This window comes from Providencia sp. PROV200 (assembly GCF_049901995.1).
Classification (GTDB): Bacteria; Pseudomonadota; Gammaproteobacteria; order Enterobacterales; family Enterobacteriaceae; genus Providencia; species Providencia rettgeri_E.
The window spans coordinates 2755540-2776810 of record NZ_CP096307.1 but is presented as its reverse complement, the minus strand read 5'-3'; the positions used below and the strand labels follow the sequence as shown (position 1 = coordinate 2776810).

The 21271-nt window shown below is 41.0% G+C and carries 25 protein-coding genes and 1 other RNA gene; 19 read left to right on the top strand and 7 right to left on the bottom strand.

Translation table 11 applies throughout. The features are described 5' to 3' along the window. Positions 1–2: 2 nt before the first annotated feature. The 14 genes from M1E86_RS12700 to M1E86_RS12635 all read left to right on the top strand — a co-directional run bounded on the left by M1E86_RS12700 (position 3) and on the right by M1E86_RS12635 (position 11170). Positions 3–296, top strand: a complete 294-nt coding sequence (locus M1E86_RS12700) for a phage holin family protein (protein WP_426099113.1) — start codon at positions 3–5, stop codon at positions 294–296. Next, positions 293–625, top strand: coding sequence for a M15 family metallopeptidase (locus tag M1E86_RS12695; protein WP_215954186.1), 333 nt, complete (start codon positions 293–295; stop codon positions 623–625). The genes M1E86_RS12700 and M1E86_RS12695 overlap by 4 nt, the downstream gene beginning before the upstream one ends. Continuing rightward, positions 625–1002, top strand: a complete 378-nt coding sequence (locus tag M1E86_RS12690; RefSeq protein ID WP_272665238.1) for a hypothetical protein — start codon at positions 625–627, stop codon at positions 1000–1002. The genes M1E86_RS12695 and M1E86_RS12690 overlap by 1 nt, the downstream gene beginning before the upstream one ends. A 101-nt stretch (positions 1003–1103) precedes the next feature. Next, the gene (locus tag M1E86_RS12685; RefSeq protein WP_096864679.1) at positions 1104–1367 is read left to right on the top strand and encodes a putative phage tail assembly chaperone; all 264 of its coding nucleotides are present in this window, start codon (positions 1104–1106) and stop codon (positions 1365–1367) included. A 17-nt stretch (positions 1368–1384) separates the two neighbouring features. Beyond that, positions 1385–1558, top strand: coding sequence for a DUF6890 family protein (locus M1E86_RS12680; RefSeq protein WP_413776468.1), 174 nt, complete (start codon positions 1385–1387; stop codon positions 1556–1558). Next, positions 1555–3654: a phage tail tape measure protein gene (locus M1E86_RS12675; RefSeq protein ID WP_426099112.1), complete on the top strand. Its 2100-nt coding sequence runs from the start codon at positions 1555–1557 to the stop codon at positions 3652–3654. The genes M1E86_RS12680 and M1E86_RS12675 overlap by 4 nt, the downstream gene beginning before the upstream one ends. Beyond that, complete coding sequence (locus tag M1E86_RS12670; RefSeq protein WP_048608849.1) at positions 3647–3982, top strand: DUF2590 family protein; 336 nt, start codon at positions 3647–3649, stop codon at positions 3980–3982. Before M1E86_RS12675 ends, M1E86_RS12670 begins: the two co-directional genes overlap by 8 nt. Further along, positions 3972–5162, top strand: coding sequence for a baseplate J/gp47 family protein (locus M1E86_RS12665; protein ID WP_426099111.1), 1191 nt, complete (start codon positions 3972–3974; stop codon positions 5160–5162). Before M1E86_RS12670 ends, M1E86_RS12665 begins: the two co-directional genes overlap by 11 nt. After that, positions 5149–5766 carry a phage tail protein gene (locus M1E86_RS12660; protein WP_426099110.1) on the top strand — a complete coding sequence of 206 codons (618 nt, stop codon included), beginning with the start codon at positions 5149–5151 and terminating at the stop codon, positions 5764–5766. The genes M1E86_RS12665 and M1E86_RS12660 overlap by 14 nt, the downstream gene beginning before the upstream one ends. Positions 5767–5778: 12 nt before the next feature. Continuing rightward, entirely contained in the window at positions 5779–7617 is a 1839-nt protein-coding gene (locus M1E86_RS12655; RefSeq protein ID WP_426099109.1) for a phage tail protein, read from the top strand. Continuing rightward, positions 7617–8246 carry a tail fiber assembly protein gene (locus M1E86_RS12650; RefSeq protein ID WP_426099108.1) on the top strand — a complete coding sequence of 210 codons (630 nt, stop codon included), beginning with the start codon at positions 7617–7619 and terminating at the stop codon, positions 8244–8246. The genes M1E86_RS12655 and M1E86_RS12650 overlap by 1 nt, the downstream gene beginning before the upstream one ends. Continuing rightward, positions 8228–9004 (top strand): hypothetical protein, encoded by a 777-nt coding sequence (locus M1E86_RS12645; protein ID WP_426099107.1) that lies wholly within the window; start codon positions 8228–8230, stop codon positions 9002–9004. The genes M1E86_RS12650 and M1E86_RS12645 overlap by 19 nt, the downstream gene beginning before the upstream one ends. Continuing rightward, positions 8949–9515, top strand: a complete 567-nt coding sequence (locus tag M1E86_RS12640; RefSeq protein ID WP_240105478.1) for a hypothetical protein — start codon at positions 8949–8951, stop codon at positions 9513–9515. The genes M1E86_RS12645 and M1E86_RS12640 overlap by 56 nt, the downstream gene beginning before the upstream one ends. Before the next feature lie 2 nt (positions 9516–9517). Continuing rightward, entirely contained in the window at positions 9518–11170 is a 1653-nt protein-coding gene (locus M1E86_RS12635) for a hypothetical protein (protein WP_426099106.1), read from the top strand. Positions 11171–11738: 568 nt separating this feature from the next. Here M1E86_RS12635 and M1E86_RS12630 read toward each other — a convergent pair. The 3 genes from M1E86_RS12630 to smpB all read right to left on the bottom strand — a co-directional run bounded on the left by M1E86_RS12630 (position 11739) and on the right by smpB (position 13258). Then, positions 11739–12251 carry a zinc ribbon domain-containing protein gene (locus tag M1E86_RS12630; protein WP_048607893.1) on the bottom strand — a complete coding sequence of 171 codons (513 nt, stop codon included), beginning with the start codon at positions 12249–12251 and terminating at the stop codon, positions 11739–11741. Between the two features lie 112 nt (positions 12252–12363). Then, positions 12364–12727: a transfer-messenger RNA gene (gene ssrA, locus M1E86_RS12625) on the bottom strand. A 48-nt stretch (positions 12728–12775) separates the two neighbouring features. Then, positions 12776–13258 (bottom strand): SsrA-binding protein SmpB, encoded by a 483-nt coding sequence (gene smpB, locus M1E86_RS12620; RefSeq protein ID WP_004265004.1) that lies wholly within the window; start codon positions 13256–13258, stop codon positions 12776–12778. A 153-nt stretch (positions 13259–13411) separates the two neighbouring features. Here smpB and M1E86_RS12615 point away from each other — a divergent pair, with 153 nt between their 5' ends. Together M1E86_RS12615 and M1E86_RS12610 are read left to right on the top strand one after the other, a co-directional pair. Next, on the top strand, positions 13412–13846 hold the full coding sequence (locus tag M1E86_RS12615) for a type II toxin-antitoxin system RatA family toxin (protein WP_213913147.1): 435 nt from the start codon (positions 13412–13414) through the stop codon (positions 13844–13846). Next, positions 13839–14132, top strand: a complete 294-nt coding sequence (locus M1E86_RS12610) for an RnfH family protein (RefSeq protein ID WP_125892286.1) — start codon at positions 13839–13841, stop codon at positions 14130–14132. Before M1E86_RS12615 ends, M1E86_RS12610 begins: the two co-directional genes overlap by 8 nt. 176 nt (positions 14133–14308) lie before the next feature. Here the strand turns inward: M1E86_RS12610 and bamE are convergent, their stop codons facing one another. The 3 genes from bamE to nadK all read right to left on the bottom strand — a co-directional run bounded on the left by bamE (position 14309) and on the right by nadK (position 17461). Next, on the bottom strand, positions 14309–14701 hold the full coding sequence (gene bamE / locus M1E86_RS12605; protein ID WP_125892284.1) for an outer membrane protein assembly factor BamE: 393 nt from the start codon (positions 14699–14701) through the stop codon (positions 14309–14311). A gap of 112 nt (positions 14702–14813) precedes the next feature. Then, positions 14814–16475 (bottom strand): DNA repair protein RecN, encoded by a 1662-nt coding sequence (gene recN / locus M1E86_RS12600; RefSeq protein ID WP_213913148.1) that lies wholly within the window; start codon positions 16473–16475, stop codon positions 14814–14816. An 86-nt stretch (positions 16476–16561) separates the two neighbouring features. After that, positions 16562–17461 (bottom strand): NAD(+) kinase, encoded by a 900-nt coding sequence (gene nadK / locus M1E86_RS12595; protein WP_125892280.1) that lies wholly within the window; start codon positions 17459–17461, stop codon positions 16562–16564. 101 nt (positions 17462–17562) lie between these two features. Between nadK and grpE the strand changes: the two genes are divergently transcribed. Continuing rightward, positions 17563–18156 carry a nucleotide exchange factor GrpE gene (grpE, locus tag M1E86_RS12590; protein ID WP_125892278.1) on the top strand — a complete coding sequence of 198 codons (594 nt, stop codon included), beginning with the start codon at positions 17563–17565 and terminating at the stop codon, positions 18154–18156. A 52-nt stretch (positions 18157–18208) separates the two neighbouring features. On the opposite strand, the gene ung is transcribed toward grpE, so the two are convergent. Then, positions 18209–18889 carry a uracil-DNA glycosylase gene (gene ung, locus M1E86_RS12585; protein WP_213913149.1) on the bottom strand — a complete coding sequence of 227 codons (681 nt, stop codon included), beginning with the start codon at positions 18887–18889 and terminating at the stop codon, positions 18209–18211. A gap of 379 nt (positions 18890–19268) precedes the next feature. On the opposite strand from ung, the gene grcA reads away from it, so the two are divergent. Next, entirely contained in the window at positions 19269–19652 is a 384-nt protein-coding gene (gene grcA, locus M1E86_RS12580) for an autonomous glycyl radical cofactor GrcA (protein ID WP_125892274.1), read from the top strand. Positions 19653–19810: 158 nt separating this feature from the next. After that, a complete protein-coding gene (locus tag M1E86_RS12575) occupies positions 19811–21256 on the top strand; it encodes an ankyrin repeat domain-containing protein (RefSeq protein WP_125892272.1) in 1446 nt (481 codons plus the stop codon). The last annotated feature ends 15 nt before the right edge of the window (positions 21257–21271 follow it).

The window sequence follows — 21271 nt, the reverse complement described above, 5'->3', positions numbered from 1 at the left end:
TCATGGAAGAACACGAAAAAACACTCTTAACGATTGCCGTGATGGGCGCGTTAATTGGTATCGGGAAGATGTTAACAGGGGCTGAGCCCATTACGATTAAGTTATTTATTGGTCGTGTGATTTTAGGTTCAGCGACGTCTGTCGCAGCCGGAGCAATTTTAATTTGGATCCCCGACATTTCACCGATTGCACTCACAGGGGTTGCATCCGCATTAGGGATTGCCGGATATCAAGCGGTTGAAATGTGGCTGAAAAAGCGTGGAAGCACATTATTACAAGGAAAGTTAAAAAAATGACACTCAGTGAAAAACAAGCATTATTTACCGTGATGATTGCTAAATTGATTTTTTTTGCTGACGAGCACGGCTATCGTCTCACCTTTGGTGAAGCTTACCGCACGCCAGAACAGGCCGCAGCTAACGCAAAATCAGGCAAAGGCATTAAAAACAGTTTGCATACGCAACGTTTAGCCGTCGATTTTAATCTGTTTAAAAATGGTGTATGGCTGACAAAATCCACTGACCATCAGCCCCTTGGTGAATATTGGGAATCTATCGGGGGAACGTGGGGAGGTCGATTTAACGACGGTAATCACTATTCGTTAGAGCATAACGGGGTTAAGTAATGACAAAGCAACTCGCGCTAATACTTGCGTTATTACTCTGTGCATTTGGCGCAGGTTGGCGAGTCAACGGGCTTTATCACGACAGCTTAGAGCTAACAGCTCAAAAAGTGGCAGATAAAACCCGTATTAATCTTGAAGAAATATCAAGCCAGTCAGGCCAAGCGCTTGAGGAAAAATTGGAGGGGATTGCCAATGCTGCCCCCAGAGAAATACGCACTGAAATTATTAAGCCTGTGTTTACTAACGTTTGTGTTAGTGATGAGTTTGTCAGCATGTACAACCAAACCGCCGACAATATCGAGCGTGAACTATCAGGAAAACCTGTTAAAAAAATGCTCGACGGACATTCCGAGACTCGCGGGAACAACAGGCCGTGATATCTCAGAGCCATTAGAAAAAATGGCTATTTTATACGGTCAATGTGCCGCACGGCACAACCAATTAACGGACGAAATCAGAAAGAGAAAGGAACTATCTCATGACTAAAAAAATTATTACGTTAACTATCAATGAAAAAGACGTTAGCTTTGAGCCAAATATCACGGCTTATAATGGCATGATTAACGATATGTCGATGGACAATAAAGTTGCCCCGCTCACCACTTATTTAAAACGTATTGTCACCGCTGAAAGCAAAGAATATTTAGACGAATTACTCAGCTTTCCGGGGGCTGCCGCACAACTTGCCGAAGCAGTAAACAAAGAATACGCGCCAAAGCTGGAAATTAGCGTAAAAAACTAAAAAACCGTGTTCGTGCAATTGAGCGTAATGAGTTAGAGCAATTCATTGCGCTCAGAAAACACTATTTACCTCATGAGCCGGACACGGAAGAAAATCTCGCTACTGCAATCTGGTTAGATAACCGTCACTGGGAAAACACGCAAATTGCAGTCGCAAACGGAATTGTATTAGCGTTTAAAGGTGACTCATGAGCGAGTTAGATTTTACTCTCAGCCTTATCGATAATATCACAAAGCCTATTAGACAAGTGCAATCGGCTGTCTCTAATTTTGCTAGGGACAGTCAAGTCGCCTTTGGTAAAATTGCGGTAGGTGGTGCAGGTCTTGCCGGGGCGTTCTGGTCTATTAAAAGCATTCTTGACCCTGCCATTGAAATGAATGACGCCATGATGAGTGCATCATTACAGGGTATTGATGATGGCATTATGTCTAAAGTGTCTAAAGACGCCCTGAAATTCGCATCCCAATACGGAAAATCATCCATTGATTTTGTCAATTCCGCTACGGCAATCAGCAAAGCCATTAACAATGTCACGCAGCAAGATTTGCCGCAATTAACCCGTATCACAAACACAACCGCAGCGGCATTAAAAACTACATCAACCGAAGCCACCGAATACATGGGGCAAATGTTTAACCAGTTTGAAAGCCAAGCCAATGCCGTCGGTCATGTTAAATTTGCCGAAGATTTGGCAGGTAAGGCCGTGTATATGTCAAAAGCATTTGGCGTATCGATGGCTGAAATAACAGGTTTGATGGAGGGCGCAAAAAATGCAGGTACGCAATTTGGCGTCGGGATTGATGAGCAGCTTGCGGTATTGGGTGAACTGCAAAGAACTCTAGGCGGTGAGTCGTCGGGAGCGTATGAAGCATTCCTTAAAACAGCTACCGATAGCGGTAAAAAACTCGGCCTGTCATTCGTCAATGCGTCAGGCCAGATGTTATCCATGCCTGAAATGTTGGATAAATTACAGGCTAAATATGGCGCAAGCATTGAGGGCAATTTAAAAGCCCAGAAAGAAATTGAAGCGGCCTTTGGTGATTCTGCCGTCGTGGTCAAACAGCTTTATGGCAATGTTGATATTTTGCGTAAAAATATTGGTTTCTTAGGTGCCAGTGATGGAATGAAGCGCACCACGGAGCAAGCCGCAAAATTAGCCAATCCGTGGGAACGGCTTATGTCTATTTGGCAATCTATCCGTATCGCCATTGGTATGACGTTATTACCTGTCATTACCCCATTAATCGATAAACTCGCGGAGGGCGGTCAAACCCTTGTACGTTGGTTTACTTTATTCCCTAATATCGCGCGATGGGTCGGTTATATCACGATGGGAACACTCGGATTTGCTGCTGCAGGTGCTGCCGCCAATATCGTGATGGGTATTTCCAAATTTATCATGGCAGGGCTAAGTATCATCATGGGCGTATTTAGTGGCGTGCTAAAAATTGGCACCGCTGCTATTTGGTTATATAGCGTTGCAGTAAAGGCGTGGAGTGCATCACTGAAATATCTGCGAGGGGTATTAATGGCAGTATCGCTGCAATCAAAAATTGCGGGTGTCAGCTTTTCATTTATGAGCTGGCCTATCTTATTGGTAATTGGCGCCATCGCGCTTTTAGCTTATGGCATTTATAAACTTATTCAACATTGGGATGATGTTAAAGCAGCAGTGATGAACACCACCGCATTTAAAGTGGTAGCAATTGCCGTGCGTGCCGTCGGGCTTGTTGCTATGCAAGCATGGGAATGGATGTCACAAAAGTGGCAAGAGTTTACAGCCTATTTTGCCGATACATGGGCATTCAAGGCGCTCATGATTGTGATTGATACTTTGAAATCTGCATTTATTCAAACGTGGCAGGCAATTACGGATGGATGGAATGCGGTTTGCAATTTCTTTAGTGACTCACCGATTGATAAAACATTTGAAGCAATGGGAAATAGTATTAAAGCTATTTTTTCAAAGGTTTGGCAATCAATTACTGATTCTTTCCGTAGTGTCTACAACACCATTGTAGAAACACTAAATTACCTGCCGGGCGTCAATATTGAAACCAAAACAACGGGAACCGTTGACGGCTCACCCGCCCCAGCAGGCGCGGCAGGTTTATTAGTCGGTGGGCAACTTAGCGGTGTAGAGAAAGGCGGCATTAGTCGGCAAATCAGCAATAACCGAACCCAATCGATTGATAACAGCAAGCGATACGATACAGTAAATATCAATGTGACAAACGGAATGTCACCAACGGATTTGGCGGAATGGACTGCGCTTGATAATGGATAATTTACTCTACATTGATTTATTAATTACAAACCGAGATTTGACATTAAACTCCGGCAATGAGCCGGAGTTATGCAATAACCGTCAATCAATCACCCAAGATGTGGCACACCGTATTATTGAAAGCGGACTCGCCACCCAATTAGTGGCAGAGCGTAGCCCAACATTACGCGCGGACATTCGCACGCAAATGGAAATATTAGTTGAAAGTGACGAGCGATTGGTACCGGGTACAGTTGTAATTGATGAAGAAAATACTAAGCGACTTTGGGTAACCGCTGATACTTATGATTTTGGCCGTATCAATTTAGGGGTAAATTATGAACAGTAAAAAAATCCCTGAAATTGATTATGAACAGGTCTTACGTGATAGCGGGATGCCTGTCTCAGAGGAAGAAATTAGCGATAAATTTGCGGAAATTGTTCACGATGAGGGCTTTGTTACTAACACCTCGGACATGTCACCGTTTTGGCGCCTGATTAATACCATCGTAACAAAGCCTGTTCGCTGGCTTACGGAAGCATTAATTAATGTCACCTTGAAAAATATGTATTTAGCCACTGCATCAGGGCAATGGCTAGATATGTTTGCATGGGGCGTCAATTTAACGCGCAAGCCTGCCACCGAAGCAAAAGGCGTCATCCGTTTTTATCGTGCTGCAGGTGCGGGAACAGTCACCATTCCAGCCGGAACCATAGTGCAAACAGAGCGTATCAACGGAATTATTTACAGTATGAAAACCGTTGAAACGAAAGCGATAAATACCGATAGCGCATTAGTGCCGGTTATCGCTGAAAATGCCGGAGGGGCTTACAATCTTGCTCCTGGTTATTTTCGTATTTTACCCGTAGCGATTGCAGGAATTGAGCGTGTTCAAAGTGAAGAAAATTGGTTATTGGTTCCGGGTGCGAATGCAGAAAGTGACAATGATTTGCGTGACCGCTGCCGCAATCAATACAACTTAGTCGGTCAATATCATACCGATGCGGTTTATCGCGGCATTATAGCGAATGTTGTTGGTTTGAGTATTGACCGTATTTTCTTTTTACATGATGCGCCCCGTGGCGCAGGTACCGCCAATGCGTATTTGTTATTGGACAGTGGCGTCACCAGTCAGCCATTTATCGACAAAGTGAATGATTATATTAATGCACAAGGCCACCACGGGCACGGTGATGATATGCAGTGCTTTCCCATGCCGGAAACGCAACATACATTAAAAGTGACTTTATTTGTGCAAAGCGTGGAAAACCTAACTACTGAGGAACTGCAAAAACTCAAACAAGATACGGGCGATTTGGTGCGTTGTGCGTTTCGTGAGAACACCAATTATGACGTTAAAAAAACATGGCCATATTCGCGTTTTTCATTCTCAAATTTAGGTCGTGAGTTACATAAACAGTTTTCCGTCTTGGATTCTATTGTGTTTAGCATTCCCGACATTGTCAGTGATTTAAGCGTGCCACGACTAAAATCACTGACGATAGAGGTGAAAAATGCCCGAGTTTAAAGACCGATTAAAACGGTTGCAGTTGCCGTCATGGATGAACCAAGGCGAACCCGCCACGCTATTGCGAGCCGCAAAGCGGTTTTGGGACATCATTTACGGCTGGCTCACATGGCCTTTGGCGCAGTTAGACCCCGACACCTGCACCGAACCATTATTAAACTTGTTGGCGTATCAGCGGGATATCCAGCGTTTTAATAATGAACCCTTGGATTTATACCGTAAGCGCGTGAAATATGCGTTTATTAATGCCAAGGACTCAGGCAGCGTCGCGGGATTTATTGACATTTTTAAACGCCTTGGCGTTGGCTATGTCGAAATTAATGAGAGACAACCTGATATTGATTGGGATGTCATTATTTTACGCGTCAGTGACGGTCAAATTGCGAATAACCCTGATTTGTTGCTGCAAATTATCCGTCAGTACGGGCGAACCTGCCGCCGCTATCGCTTTGAAGTCATGGCAGTGCATGAATTAGGGATGCGTGTGGGCTTTGTTGAAGCTGATTATATTTGCTATTACGCCACGCTCCCAAATCAACCACTGTTTATTCGAATCGGACAAATTACCGCGTCAAATGAAACCTTTGGCGCATCATTAATGTAAAGGACTACATTCATGGCATCAGTTATTACCACTGCTTTCGAAAATTGGAAAGCCCAAGAAGCGGCAAGCGGTAAGGCCGTGTTGTTGGATGAATTCGTGTTCGCCAATGTGCCGAATTTAGACCCGACACAACCGATTGACCGTAACGAAAAGTTACCCCTTGCAAATCAAATTGTTCACCGTCAAGCGGTCAACAAAGCAGGTTTAGCCAGCGAAAATGCCGTGGCCTATAGCGTCACATTGGGCGCAGAAGTCGGTAACTTTGATTTCAACTGGATAGGCTTATTAAATAAAGCATCCGGCACGGTGGCCATGATTACTCATGCGCCAACCCAAAAGAAACTTAAAAATCAAAATGGGCAGCAAGGGAACGTATTAACCCGCTCATTTATCTTGGAATTCCAAGGCGCAGCCGAAGAAACCCAAATCAAAACCAGTGCAGAAACATGGCAGATTGATTTTACTGCCCGCTTGTCTGGCATTGATGAAATGCAACGCCTGATTAATGTTGATAGCTACGGCGCAGCCGCTTTTTTTGATGAAAGTTTTGAAGTTACGCGCAGTGGTGAACAATTCACCGTCAAAAAGGGGCTGGCCTATGTGGGCGGGTTGCGTGGACTGTTAGAACAAAATCAAATATTAAACGGCCTACGCAATACCAAAGTGTATGCGGATTTTAGCTATCAAGGAAACATTGTCAGCCAGTGGCGCACCGTAATTAAAATCACCGTTGCCGCAACACTGGCTAATTATGTTGATGCCGCTGGATTTACTCACCAAGTATTTGCCATTGCCAGCATTGATGCGTCTGGAAATGTTAAAGATTTGCGGCCTTTGGGCGCATTAAGTGACCAAGAATTATCAGCCCTTGAAACCCGTTTTAAGCTGGATTTAAGTAAAAAAATTGATAAGGCCAATATCACTCATCAAACAGGCAATAGTACTGAGTTAGTGGCTAGTCAGCAATTGGTTACTACAGAGGCAGGAAAAAAAGCGTCAAAAGAAGAACTCAATAACGGTCTAGCATTAAAGTTCGATAAAACAAGCGTGGCTCAAAGTACAGGTTCATCAACAACTCAAGTTATGAGTCAGGTGGCGCAAACTAAATTCTTTACGCCTAAATCGACGTATGACGTCGCAGCGGATGGTGAAGCTAAAATTAAATCACCTTCAGGTCTATATTTTTCATTTTCATACGGGGGGTATGCAGGAGCAAAAGATAGTAATGGCGCAGTAATTTGGCAATTTGACCCCAGTGGTATACTGACTCATGGTGTTATTCCAGTTTCCAAATTATCAGGTTTATCTCAAGTGTCGGGTACATCTGAAAGCGCAGTAATGAGTCAAGGGGCATGTTCTCGGGAGTTTGCACCTCGATCTTCTTTTTCAATCACTGGAAGTGAACCGAGAATAAATGGAATGTCAAGATATCTGTTTGTTTCGTCAGGGGGGTACTCAGGGGTAAAAAACAATAGCAATGTCCCCATGTGGGAGTTTGACCCGACGGGAACATTAGTGAGCGGCACAATCCCCGCCCAGAGAGTTTCTGGGTTACAACAATTGGGGGTTGGTCAGTCGTGGAAGGATGTAAAATCAGCAAGGAGTCTGGGTGTTGTATATGTGAACTCGACGGGTAAACCCATTGTTATCGCTGTTAGCGCCATTCTTAAGGAAGGTGTGAATTCGGTATTAACTCTTGTTGTGAGCGGCGTTGATATTATTAGTTCAGCGGCAACGAGAGCAGGATTTCCAGTACGGGGCAACGTTTCTGCAATTATTCCCCCGGGGGCTGAGTATAGAGTGAAAGGCGAAGATGTCTCAGTTGTTCAACAATGGGTGGAGCTAGCATAATGAATTATTACAAAGATAAAACAACAAATACAGTCTACGCATATGATGACGCGCAGTTATCTCAAGTTGCTAAATTGACTGAGCTTGAATTTTTATTAAGTGAGAAAGAGCCGCTATTTATTGTTGCTCAGAGCAATCTACAGCAAGCTCAATTTGAGCTTGACGACTTAGTTGAGTCATTTAATGAGGATTTGTCAGAAGATGAAATTAACGCGCTAAATGAGAAAACAGAGGCTGCAAAAATTAACTTGGATAATCAATTAGCTGAGTTCGATAATATAGCGCAGGAATATCAGTCACTCAAAATTGAATATGATTCCGTATTGCCCGTTGTTTTTGACATTCGAAGCAATATCAGTTCAATGAAAAAAATGACGCCAAAAGAAGTTGATGCATGTTTGAACCCTCCCGTATCAAAAGAGCAATTAATTGCAGAAGCTGAGCAGCAAAAGCAATCACTTTTAGCTGAAGCGAACAATGCAATTGCACCACTGCAAGATGCTGTAGATTTAGATATGTCAACAGATGAAGAAAAAGCACAATTAACCGCATGGAAAACATACCGCGTTTATTTAAATCGCGTCGATACTTCAACCGCACCGGACATCGAATGGCCAGTGAAACCATAACCCACCCAAAGTGGTGCAAGTCATTGATGAAAATGTCCCCGACTATGTCGGGGTTAACATGTTCGATGGTGCCAGCACATCCGTTTGTCTACGGACTTGGGCAAAAAACCGATACAGGCTGCTATTTAAGCCCAACCAACGCCATTAACCATATTGCAAAGAAATTGGCAGGTGTGGGTGAAACTGACATTGTTGTCATGATGGTCTGCGCTAAATCACAGGTCGAATTTATGTCATTGTTGCAAGTGTTTTCGTCTGTATTTCCATTGCCTGTTTTCTCACAGGTGGAACGCATGGCAAAAACAGCGGCTAATCTGCAAGTCACCAAAATGCAATTGCCGGGCAAACAGTTTGGCGGCTTACCCAAACCGCAGGCACTATCAACATCAACAAGTCGGGCAACAATTAATGCCCAATTGATAGAACAGGCAAAAAATAGCGCAGGCAGCGCAAGCGGTATTGATGCCATGAAATCTGCTATGTCCGGCTTTAAATCAGCAAGAGAGAACGCACTTAAAGAGATTGGCAATAAACTCACTGATTTACTCGGAAAATCCGTGGTTATTTGGAGTTTTACGGGCAAAGGTACAGGCGATTATTTAGCGGAACGGCTACAAAAAGATATCCCTGAGCCAGATGCCATTTTTACATTGGCTACACTGTTTGCAGGAAGCGAACTGGCACCACTAAAAGGAATGCTTCATGATCCAACAAAATCAATCAACAGCACAGAACCCGACAATCACGCTCGCCCTTGATGGTGAAGCTATTCCGCTGAAAAACATCAAAGTTAATTCGTCTATTCAATTTCAAGATAAAGACCAGTCCGGTCAAACGTCTAGCACATCCGTAGCGGAGCAAGGTATTAAGCCTCAAGAGTTGCGCATCACGGGTGTGATTAATTTTATTGATGAAAAAATCCTCACGCGCCTATTTACCTTAGCGAGAGCCACAGAAAACGGGAAGCTAAAACGTTATCGGGTAGCAAATCATACCGCTAAAGCGATTAATTTTCGCATTGGTACTTTTACCAACAATATTGATGCCAGCGAAATCGACGGGCAAATGGCGTGGCAAGTCACGTTCACATTAAGAGAGCATTTATCCGTATCGGAGAAAAAAGACGCCAGAGCCGCAGCCCAAGTCAAAGCGAAAAAACAAACGGGCAACCCGAAAGCACCGACGGCAGGGTCACAAGAAGAAAAAGACGAATTAAGTTGGTTTGAAAGCACGGTTTTGAAACCGATTGATGATTTAGGGAATAAATAATAATGAAACCCATTAGCCGCTGTTATTTATCTAATGATGAAGTCCATATTGTGGATGCTAAAATCATGCTTGAACTATCAGCCTGTGGTCGTGGTTTTTTGACGGTTGAGACAGAAAATGATTACACAGGTAAATTAGTTCGCTTTGATACGGGGTACACGGATTCATTGTATCGATATTTCACTGGATATGTTGAGCGGTCACAACCTGCCGATAATGGCTTTCAAAAATTGTTTGTTCGTGAGCTCGTTGGCTTGTTTGATAAAATGTGGCCATGTTCATTCCAGCACCCTACATTAAAAACCATCACCGACTATCTACACGAAAATAGCGGCCTAACCTTTATTTTACCCGATGCGCAATATATCAATACACCTATTCCTCATTTCACCCACAATGGTACCGGATATCAACTACTCACTAATTTAGGGGCAGTTTTTAGTATCACTGATTATGTATGGTACCAAATGCCCGATGGTAAAGTTTTTGTCGGCAGTTGGGTTGATTCGATGTTTAAAGCCGATAACCACGAAATATCTACAGAGTTTTCGAAAAATCAATCTGCAGGTAACAGCGCCACTTATCCATTAATCCCCGCTTTACGTGCTGGAACCGTGGTAAATAATCAGCGGGTTAATAAAATTCAGCTTGAAAATGACGATATTACGCTCTACTGGACAGCCGCAAATCCACTGACAGGGAAAGCCGAAAATAAGAGCCCAATTCAAAAACAAATTGATAAGGCTTACCCCGAATTATCCGCAGGTTTACATTTACCAAAATTCGCGCGAATTGAATCACCAAGCGAGTCAGTTAGTGCCGGTGATATTTCTGACCCATTCAGACCGAAATATGCCGTTGACGTACAATTGCTAGATAGTGACGGTAACGAATCAGCCGCACCAACTTACAAAGCCGTACCTTTACCACTACCAATGGCAGGCGGTGAAAGCGGTATGTTTCAATTTCCACCGGAGGGAACATTAGTCGAAATTGCTTTTGAGGGCGGCAGGCCAGATAAACCGTTTATCCGGCAAACGCTCAGTCAAAATAATACCCTACCGGACATCCAACCAGGGGAGCAATTGCAGCAACAGCGCAAAGAAGTTTTTCAACGTGTAACGCAGGATGGTAGCTGGAACCGTGAAACAGACCAGGCTATTAGTGAATCGTCAATGCTACGCATTATCAAAGCAGACAAAGAACAGCGTGAACTGGTTGCAAGGGAAGCCACAATACAGGCCAATGACACATTAACCGTTTTAGGTACCCGAAAATTATTGGCAGGCGCAATACAGCAATTATCCGAGGGTGACTACTCAATTGCGACATCATCAAATTATGTCGCCAGTATTGAAAAAGACATGACTGTTGAGGTTGGGCAAAGGCTAATTGAAAAGGTTGGGCAAATAAAACAAAGCATTGCAGGCGCACAGCAACAAATCATAGCCCCCATTGTTTGGATAGGTAGCCAACAAATCAACGTCGCACAACTGATGATAGACACATTAGAGGTTGTTAAAGAATTAGCAGAACTGACAGCCGCACACACTCACAGCAACACGGGCGCACCATTAAACGCACAAGCTATCAAAGGCACTGGCACCAAGTCAGACAGCTTGAATAAAAAGTATTCTCCCGTCATTGGTAAGTAAAGTTATCGTCCACCATTTGCCCACATCATGTGGGCTTTTTTATACCTGCAATATAACAGCCTGCAAGCCACACAGTGCGCACCAATTATTATCTAACAGAACTTAATCATTAAATTGGATCGCGTTCCCTGCATGGCGCAGGAGAAGCACAGCCCCCACGAAAGAAAAGATTTCACCACGTAAAACGCACTACACCGCACCCGCCTGCACAATTTGGATCTAAAAATTATTTCAGTTTTAAAATTCTACAAACCATATCGCCAAGCCGCGCCAATACTAGGGAGTTGCAGAAAATCTCAAACTGAAATGTGTGAAAAGAATTTCAATAGATTTCAGTTTTTAGATCACGAAATGGATCGCGCCAAAAATGCAAAATAATGAAATATATAAGTATTTTTTATTTTACGTGAGTTTGATTGGATCTCGATATCAACCATGTAATTTCAGAAAGCCAGCAATCATGCGGCTTGAGAGGAATTGAAAAACTGAAATGAACTGGAAAATTATTTGGGGAAATTAGCGTGACATACCTTAGACAAAATAAATCACGCTGTGACATGTCACGAAATTATTGTAAGCGGCCTTGAGTTACTTTTGCATTAGCAACTGATTCACTATCAATATTAACAATGCAGTGATAGGTCATAGGAACCTTTGCATTAAATCCATTTGTGAATTTAAGTTCATCACCAACAAGAGTCATTTGATTATTCTTTTCATCAAGCAAGTACCGTGAAAACATAGGTGTCATTATTCCATCAGTCCACTCGTAATCGTACTTTGAAAGTTTTTGAATATTGGTTTTACAACTTACAATTAAATCCGCATTTTTCATCATAGAGTTTGCGATGCACTCTCCATCATTCTTAGCACATGCAACAGGGTTTGTATTTGTTGTTTTATTCTCAGAATCACTACTAGCGAAGTAATAAACAATACCTGCAAAAATGACTAGGGCAACAAGACAGCCACCTGCTTTTTGTTTTGCTGTTACTCCGGGTTCTTTCACACCACAATGCGGACATTGTTTTGCTTTGTCTGATACTTCCTTTTTGCATTCTTTACATTTTACTAAAGCCATATCACCCTCGTTAATAAATATTGAGTGTCCATCTTCATTTAGAGTGGTGGACGCAAAGTGGACATTAGATAAAACAAAGGGGCTGCGTTTTCACGCAACCCCTTGATTTAATTGGTGGAGCTGGCGGGAGTTGAACCCGCGTCCGAAATTTCTACATCCTCGGTACTACATGCTTAGTCTAGTCTTTAAATTCATTTGCCAACTGCGGACAGACACGCCATCAACAAACTATCCTGATTAAATTTAACGCTGCAACCCCAGGCAAGGCATTCACGCGATCTCTTTTGGGTTTGACCTCTCTTGATCCCCGTCTTAAGAGCGGAAGCTAGGGAGAGAGGGCTCTAAGCAGGTTATTAAGCTGCTAAAGCGTAGTTTTCGTCGTTTGCGACTATTTTTTTGCGGCTTTTTACGAGGCCAACCGCCCCTCGGCATGCACCTTGGGTTTCGCAAATCCCGTCGAATCCAGAATCAGCCCCAAGTTGTTGTGCGCAGTATAACAGGAAAATACTCTATAAAGCTAGAGGTTAGCGGTTAGAATGTTTCATTATACGTGCTTTATCGAGCTGCCATTCACGTTCTTTAATATCAGAACGTTTATCGTGAGATTTTTTACCTCTGGCAACACCGATTTTAACTTTACACCATGCATTTTTCCAGTATAGGGAAAGTGCAATAACGGTATAACCTTCACGATTGACTTTACCGTAGAGTGTATCTAGTTCACGTTGATTTAGAAGCAATTTACGGCTACGAGTTGGATCACAGACAACATGCGATGATGCAACTGTCAGTGGAGTGAAGTTTGCACCGAATAAATAAGCTTCGCCGTCCCTTAAAAGAACGTAGCTATCTCCAATGTTGGCTTTGCCTGCTCGGAGTGATTTAACTTCCCAACCTTGTAGGGATAGACCCGCCTCGAACTCCTCTTCGATAGAATATTCGTGGCGAGCACGCTTGTTCATAGCAATTGTTGCTGAACCGGGTTTATATGGTTTTTTCTTTGTCATAGTGCAATCATTATACTGTAAGCTGAGTTGAAAGAAATCTTTCTAAGCTGATATTTTTTTGATTGTGCAAATCTTGCCCTATGTGGGTTTTGTTTTTTGTTTAACCAATCAAAGATGGTATTATACGCTCAGTTTTTGGGGATAGGAATTGATATGCCACAGATTAGCCGCTCTGCGTTAGTTCCGTTTAGCGCAGAACAAATGTATAAACTCGTTAATGACGTTATTTCATATCCAAGCTTTTTGCCTGGGTGTGTCGGTAGCCAAATTATTAGTCATAGTTCTGAAGAAATGACCGCTTCTGTTGAAGTGTCAAAAGCAGGCATTAGCAAAACTTTTGTCACAAAAAATGTGCTAGAAGATAATAAGTGCATTCATATGCAACTTGTGGAAGGGCCATTTAGTAAATTAGCGGGTGGCTGGAGATTTATTCCTTTAAGTGCTGACGCTTGTAAAATCGAGTTTCACCTTGATTTTGAGTTTACAAATAAATTGATAGAGCTTGCATTTGGTAAAATTTTCAAAGAATTAGCAAATAATATGGTTCAAGCTTTTACTTTAAGAGCGAAGGATGTTTACAGTGTCTGAGCTGAATATTGAAGTGACATATGCGCTTCCTGAAAAGCAATTTTTGCTATCGGTTAAAGTTAAAGAGGGTAGTACAGTAGAAGAAGCGATACTTGCTTCTGGCATCCTAGCTCTTAGGGATGATATTGACCTTAAAAAAAATAAGATTGGTATTTATAGTCGCCCCGCAAAATTGACTGATTTAGTGCAAGATGGGGATCGGGTTGAGATTTATCGACCTTTGATTGCAGATCCAAAAGAATTACGTCGTAAGCGAGCTGAAAAATCTAAAGAAAATAAAAAATAAGTCACCTTATTCTAGAGTAGCAAACCGAGCAAAAGCTCGGTTTTTTATTGAAATTTATTTAATTTAAATGAGATTAAATAAATCTGTAATAAAGACATTTATAATAACAACCTGCCTAGGTAACTTTTAAAAAGACAGGGCGTTATTATCATTCTAAGTAGCTCTAGTGTCTTAGGTTATTCCGCTGCTTTAGTTTCTGATACTTTTGTTTCAGCGGCTTCCATTGATTCTTGCGCGGCAAGATTTTTCTCGTTTTTGATGTCAGTCAGAATGCCATTACGATCAAAGATCAGAGTTAAAGTTTCTTGCTGAACTGGGTCATGACCAAGTTCTTGGCGGAAAACATAATACCAAGTCTGAGTACCAAATGGGTCAGATAACATTGGCGTGCCCAAAGTATAAGCGACTTGTTGCTGTGTCATTCCTTTTTGGATCTTAGCAACATCTTTCGCTGTGAGGTAATTACCTTGGTTAATGTCTGGGTGATAGACAAGACGTTCCATCATTGAACAGCCCGTAGACATTAATGCGAGTGATAGTGCTGCAGCAGTTAACAATTTATAACGCATGGATATCTCATTCCTTTTGGAGTCAGAACATCAATGATAATCGACATTGATACAATTTAAAACCTTCCTTATCGACTCTAAGACCACATAAGCATAAAAAAGTTGTCAAAAATTATGCTGCAAGTAACTCTTTAGCATTGGCAAGCGTATTTTTTGTTACCTCAGAACCAGCAAGAAGACGCGCAAGCTCTTGTAATCTAGCTTTTTTATCCAGTAATTGCATGTGAGTTTCTGTTTCTATGCCATTTGTCTCTTTACTCACATAAAAGTGATGATGACCACACCCAGCGACTTGTGGTAAATGTGTAACGCACATCACTTGCGTTGACTCACCGAGTTCACGTAGTAATTTCCCTACAATTGCCGCTGTTGGCCCACTAATACCGACATCGACTTCATCAAATATTAATGCAGGTGTATCCATCTTTTTAGCAGTAATGACTTGGATAGCTAATGCTATACGTGATAATTCACCACCCGATGCAACTTTAGCAAGCGCTTGGTGTGGCTGCCCTGGGTTAGTCGTCACATTGAATTCTACTTTACAGGCACCATCGATTTGTAGTTGTTCAGGTATAAATTTTACATCAATGGTAAATAGGCCATGAGGCATTGAAAGTTGATGCATACTATTGGTAATTAATGTACTTAATTCTTGGGCATAGTGTAGACGTACATGGTGTAAACGTTCTGCACATTCGAGAGCTATATGATGATTTGCTTGTACTTGCGCATTTAAGGCTTCTGCGTCTTCATTCTGATTGACTATCTGTTCTTGTTCACTTAGTAATTGCTGAAATAATTCAGGTAAGGCTTCTGGTGTGACATGGTGTTTACGTGCTAAGTTAATTTGTTTAGAGATACGCTTTTCGAGTTCAAACAAACGATTAGGGTCAAGCTCATATTGGTCACAATAGTGCTTAATTTCATCACTGACTTCGCTGACTTGTATCGATGCTTCTTCAAGCATATCAAGTAGCTCTGAAAATTTAGGGTTAAGAGCGACCAAATCAGTCAATTCATTTTTTGCTATATTTAATAAGCTAATAACATTTGCATCATCATTTTCAGAGAGTATTTGCGTTGTTGATTGCCCAATAGCTAAAAATTGCCCATGATTAGCAAGCTGTTTATATTCTTGGTCTATCTCTTCAAATTCTCCTTGAACAGGGAGGAATTCATTTAGTTCTTTCAGATGGTATTCCAGCAGCAGCTGCCGAGATTCACGCTCTTGCATCTGTTTTTGAAATATGGCTAATTGTTGGCAGGAATCATGCCATGTTTGCCATGCTTTTTTCATTTGAACAAGCAGTTCTTGCTGGTTTGAATAAGCATCAAGCAGGGATTTTTGATGAGCGCTATCTAGCAAGAGTTGGTGTGCGTGCTGGCCATGAATTTGGATCAGTAATGTGCCTAGCTCTCTAAGTTGTGATAAAGGAACTGAAACGCCGTTAATAAAGCCACGTGAACGCCCGTCTGGAGAGATAGTACGACGTAATAAGCACTCACTTTGGTTATCAAGTTGGTGTTCTGTAAGCCAATTGGCAGCCATTTGTGCATCTACTAAGGAAAAGCGAGCGCAAAGGTCAGCACGTTGTGCACCGGGACGTACCATATTGGCTTCACCCCGATTCCCTAGACACAGGCCAAGTGCATCAATAGCAATAGACTTACCCGCACCTGTTTCACCAGTTATGGTTGTCATACCATTACGGAAATCAATTTCTAATTCACGGACGATGGCAAAATTATTGATTGTTAGTTGGGTAAGCATCTGCGCTCTCCTGTAAAAATACACACCTGTGTTTTAATACAGTGTATGACTGTTTTTTTATACAGTAAAGAGGCAGAGTGAAAAAATTAAAAAGTTTTTTTAGCCCATCCTAGTTTTGAACTTAACGTATTGAAATAATTATAATCTTGTGGATGAACTAAATTAAGGTTTTTATTACTACGTTTAACAATGACTTCCTCGCCATCCTGAATAGGGAGCATAATTTGGCTGTCACAGCTGACTTCATAATCAATATTTGTTCGTAAGAATTTCAGCCGAATACTGCTGTCACTGCTAATGACTAGAGGCCTTGAGGATAAGGTATGTGGAAACATAGGAACCAATACAATCGCATCCAAATTCGGGGTTAAGATAGGGCCACCAGCAGAAAGAGAATACGCTGTAGAGCCCGTTGGTGTGGCGATAATTAAGCCATCAGAACGTTGAGAAAAGGCAAATTTTTCATCAATATAGACCTCGAATTCGATCATATGGGCAACTTTGCCTGGGTGTAGAACAATTTCGTTAATTGCGCTGCTTTTACGGGCTTTTTGGTTAGCTTTAATAACTTGAGCTTCTAGCAAAAAACGTCTTTCTTCACGATATTTACCTTCAAGAACACTCGAAAGTTGTTGTAATGCGTTATCAGGGTCTAAATCAGTAAGAAAACCGAGATTACCGCGATTTACACCAATAACTTTATTATTATACCGAGATAAAATACGCGCAGCGCCAAGCATGTTGCCATCTCCCCCTACGACGACAACTAAGTCAGCCTGTTGGCCTATTTCAGTTAATGTCCCGGTGTTGGCATTGGTTAATTTTAAATCTTTAGCAACTTGTTTATCGATAATGGCATGATATTTTTTTGAAACTAGCCAATGGTATATTAATTCATGAGTCGCCAAAGCCTCAGGGTGCCTAGGGTGCCCGACAATGCCTATCGTTTTAAAATGTGGTTGTGGTGTATTATTGCCCTTTTGCATACTTTTTTGGCCTCTGATTGTATGACTTCCCTTGAATCCCTGTATTAGATCCCCATAATACTCTCATATATGGGATTAATGCTAAATACGCGGAGATATTCATGAGTAGTAAAGACCAAAACATGCATAATGAGCAAGCTTTTGAACAAAATGAATCACAAAAAGTTCAAGCTGAGCAAGAAGCCAGCGTTCAACAAGCTGATGAGTTACAAGCAGACGAACAAGCGTTAGCCGCGCGTATTGCTGAGCTTGAACAACAGTTAGAAGCTTCACAAAAAACTGAACGTGAAGCGATGTTACGTGCACACGCCGAAATTGAAAATATTCGTCGTAGGACTGAGCAAGATATCGAAAAGGCACATAAATTTGCACTGGAAAAATTCTCAAATGAATTATTGCCAGTGATTGATAACTTGGAACGTGCAATAGAAGCTGCTGATCACGAAAGTGAAGAGTCTAAAGCGATGTTAGAAGGGCTAAATTTAACGCTAAAAACCTTCTTAGATGCAGTGGCTAAGTTCGGTATTGAGCCTGTAAGTGAAGTGAATGTGCCATTTAATCCTGAGGTTCATCAAGCGATGACGATGATTGAGTCACCTGATCACCAATCTAACCATGTGATTGATGTGATGCAAAAAGGGTACACGTTAAATAACCGTTTACTCAGACCTGCAATGGTGATTGTATCTAAGTAATTGATAAAATGGGATACTTAAGTATCCCATTTTTTATGTCTACAACCTGAAACTATTCACTAATCACTGGCGCCCAATCAATGGGGGTTTTGCCCTGCTGAGCTAAAATCTCATTTGTTTGTGAGAAATGCCCGCATCCGAGAAAACCACGGTGAGCAGAAAGTGGAGAAGGGTGAGGTGCTTTCAGAACATGATGGCGTTTGGTATCAATAATTTTACCTTTTTTCTGGGCATGTGAGCCCCAGAGTAAAAAAATCACACCCTCAGTATTTTCATTAATTGCTTCAATGACTTTATCTGTAAATGTTTCCCAACCTAAATGAGCATGAGAATGTGCATTGCCTTGCTCTACGGTGAGGACGGTATTAAGGAGTAAAACACCTTGTTGAGCCCAACTGAGCAAGTAACCATGAGACGGCCTTTGAAATCCATCAATATCCTTTTCGAGCTCTTTATACATATTCACTAATGATGGGGGGGGCTTAATACCAGGAAGTACGGAAAAAGAGAGGCCATGGGCTTGCCCTGGTCCATGATAAGGGTCTTGTCCTAGGATAACGACTTTAATATCGGAAAGCTCGGTATACTTAAATGCATTAAAAACGTCGTCTTGAGCAGGGTAGATTACCTTACCATTTTTGCGTTGCTCTGCGACATAAGCCAACGTCTCTTTGAAATAAGGTTTTGATTTTTCAGAGCCAATAACATCGTGCCACGTAATGGAGTTTGACATGAAATATTCCATAACAATGAATTTATGAAGGAACAATTATATGAACCAGTTGATAACCATAAGCTTACTGGTTCATGAAGGAGAGATAAAGCCCCGATGTTGACGATTAATTCAAAAAAAAATTGAAATCTTGTAAAAATAGTTAAAAAAACAAATTGTGAATTTTGATTTAAATCATAAAGTTGAGCAGTCCAAATTAGTTGCCAAATGGAATAATTGATAAATATCAAAGAAACAAGAGGGTCTAGCTGGTATAAAATATCTATATACATTGGTTAGACCAAATATCCAATTGCAAGTTTTTATAAGATTAATGGTTAATGTAGCTTCGATTTATTAAGTAAATCGAATGCAATCTAGCTCGAACGTGGAGGTCGACATGATTACAGGTATTCAAATTACAAAAACTGATAATGCAGCGCTGTTGAATTCGTTCTGGTTACTGGATGACGAAAAAAATGAAGCTCGTTGCGTTTGCGCGAAAGCCGATTATAACGAAGGGCAAATCGTTGCTAAAGACGAATTAGGTACTTTTGAGTATCGCGAAGTGCCTTTGGAAATGAAGCCAACTGTGCGCGTTGAAGGTGGCCAGCACTTAAATGTTAACGTATTAAGTCGCGAAACATTAGAAGATGCAGTTAAAAACCCAGAAAAATATCCACAATTAACAATTCGTGTTTCTGGTTATGCAGTGCGTTTTAATTCATTAACGCCTGAGCAACAGCGTGATGTTATTACTCGTACTTTCACTGAAAGCTTGTAATAAATATTAAATATAATTACATCTAATAACGTATATTAAATTCTAAAGCCATTGTTAGCAATGGCTTTTTATTTGTTACTAATAAAGTTGATTATTTCCCACCTTGGTTATTTGTATTTCAATATTCTTCCAACAAATATACTTGTTAGGGAGAACTCATGTCATTATCTACACAACAAACACTATCAAAAAAAGATGAATATTTTTTTGTTAGAGAAAACTTAAATATTTATTTACGGCATCAGCACCAAGCGGTTAAACCTTGCACAACAGAACTATGGCCTAAAGATGTAGTAAGAGAAGATTTTTTAGGGGGGCATGCACAACAAAGTGATTATATTTTAGCTTTATTATCTCAGGGGGCCTATGATAAAGATTGGCGGTATATACAGGGGGTTCAAAGGTTAAATAATAAAGAGGTTTATGATCTTGGGATTAACGCTGAATTATTGAATGACGGCCAAACAGGGTTTCAGGCTAATATCTGTCGGTTTAATGATTTATATATTCTTTGTTTTGCTGGTACTAATGATATTATCGATTTTTACAGTAATATTCGTCAAGGTCTTGGTCTTTATGATTCTCAATATTTTCAAGCCGTTGGTTTGATGAATATTTTATCCAATGCAGTAAATGGAAATACGATCTGTACAGGGCATTCATTAGGTGGAGGATTGGCATCAATTGCAGCGTTAGCAAGTCAATCGCCCTGTATTGCATTCACTCCTGCTGGATTGGCAAAAAACACTATTAATAATATTGGGATTGATTATCACGTTGCTGAAAAAATTGCACAAGAAGGGTTGATACGCTATTACACGGTGCAATATGACTGGCTTGATAGATTGCAAAACTCTTTACCAATCCCTTCTGCGTTGGGAAATTGTATTAAAATGGCTTATAGCGAACATAGCTCTTGGAAAAATTGGTTACCCACCCGTTTATTAACAAGAAGTTTTATAGCTCATTCAATGCTTAAGATTATTAGGGTTATGTGCAAACATAAACCATGGAATAATTGGAATGCAATTACAGGTGAATATAATAAAATACAAGAAATACCACTGGAAATTTTTCCCACTAAAGAAAAAAAACAAGAAGTAAGTTGGCAAGAGTGTTGTGAAAATGCAATGAAAAAAGGAAATATAACTGAGTTTTCAGCACTTTTATCATTAGACCATAAACCTTGCGACATTAATTTTCTTGCTCAGCACTCAGTGAGAACAGCTAATGGGCAATTTATGAAAATTTTAATTGAATCCCGTTATGGCCAATCAATTAAAATGTTTCAATCAAGAGAACAAAAAAGTATTTTACATTTAGCGGCGCAAAATGGTTGTTTTGTACAGTCACAACTGTTATTAAAAAATGGATTAACAGTTAATATGAGAGACAGTTTAGGGAATACTCCTTTACATGATGCTTTAAATAGTCATGCTCTCGATGTTGCCGCATTATTATTGGAGAATGGGGCTGATTGGCGTATTAAAAATAATAAAGGCTTAGATTGTAAGGATATACTTGGTAACCATATTATTAAATATGATTTATTAACGCCTGAAGGCAAACAAATGCGAGATAAAGCTTTTCAAATGATGAGCTAAATAAAAAACGGGCCT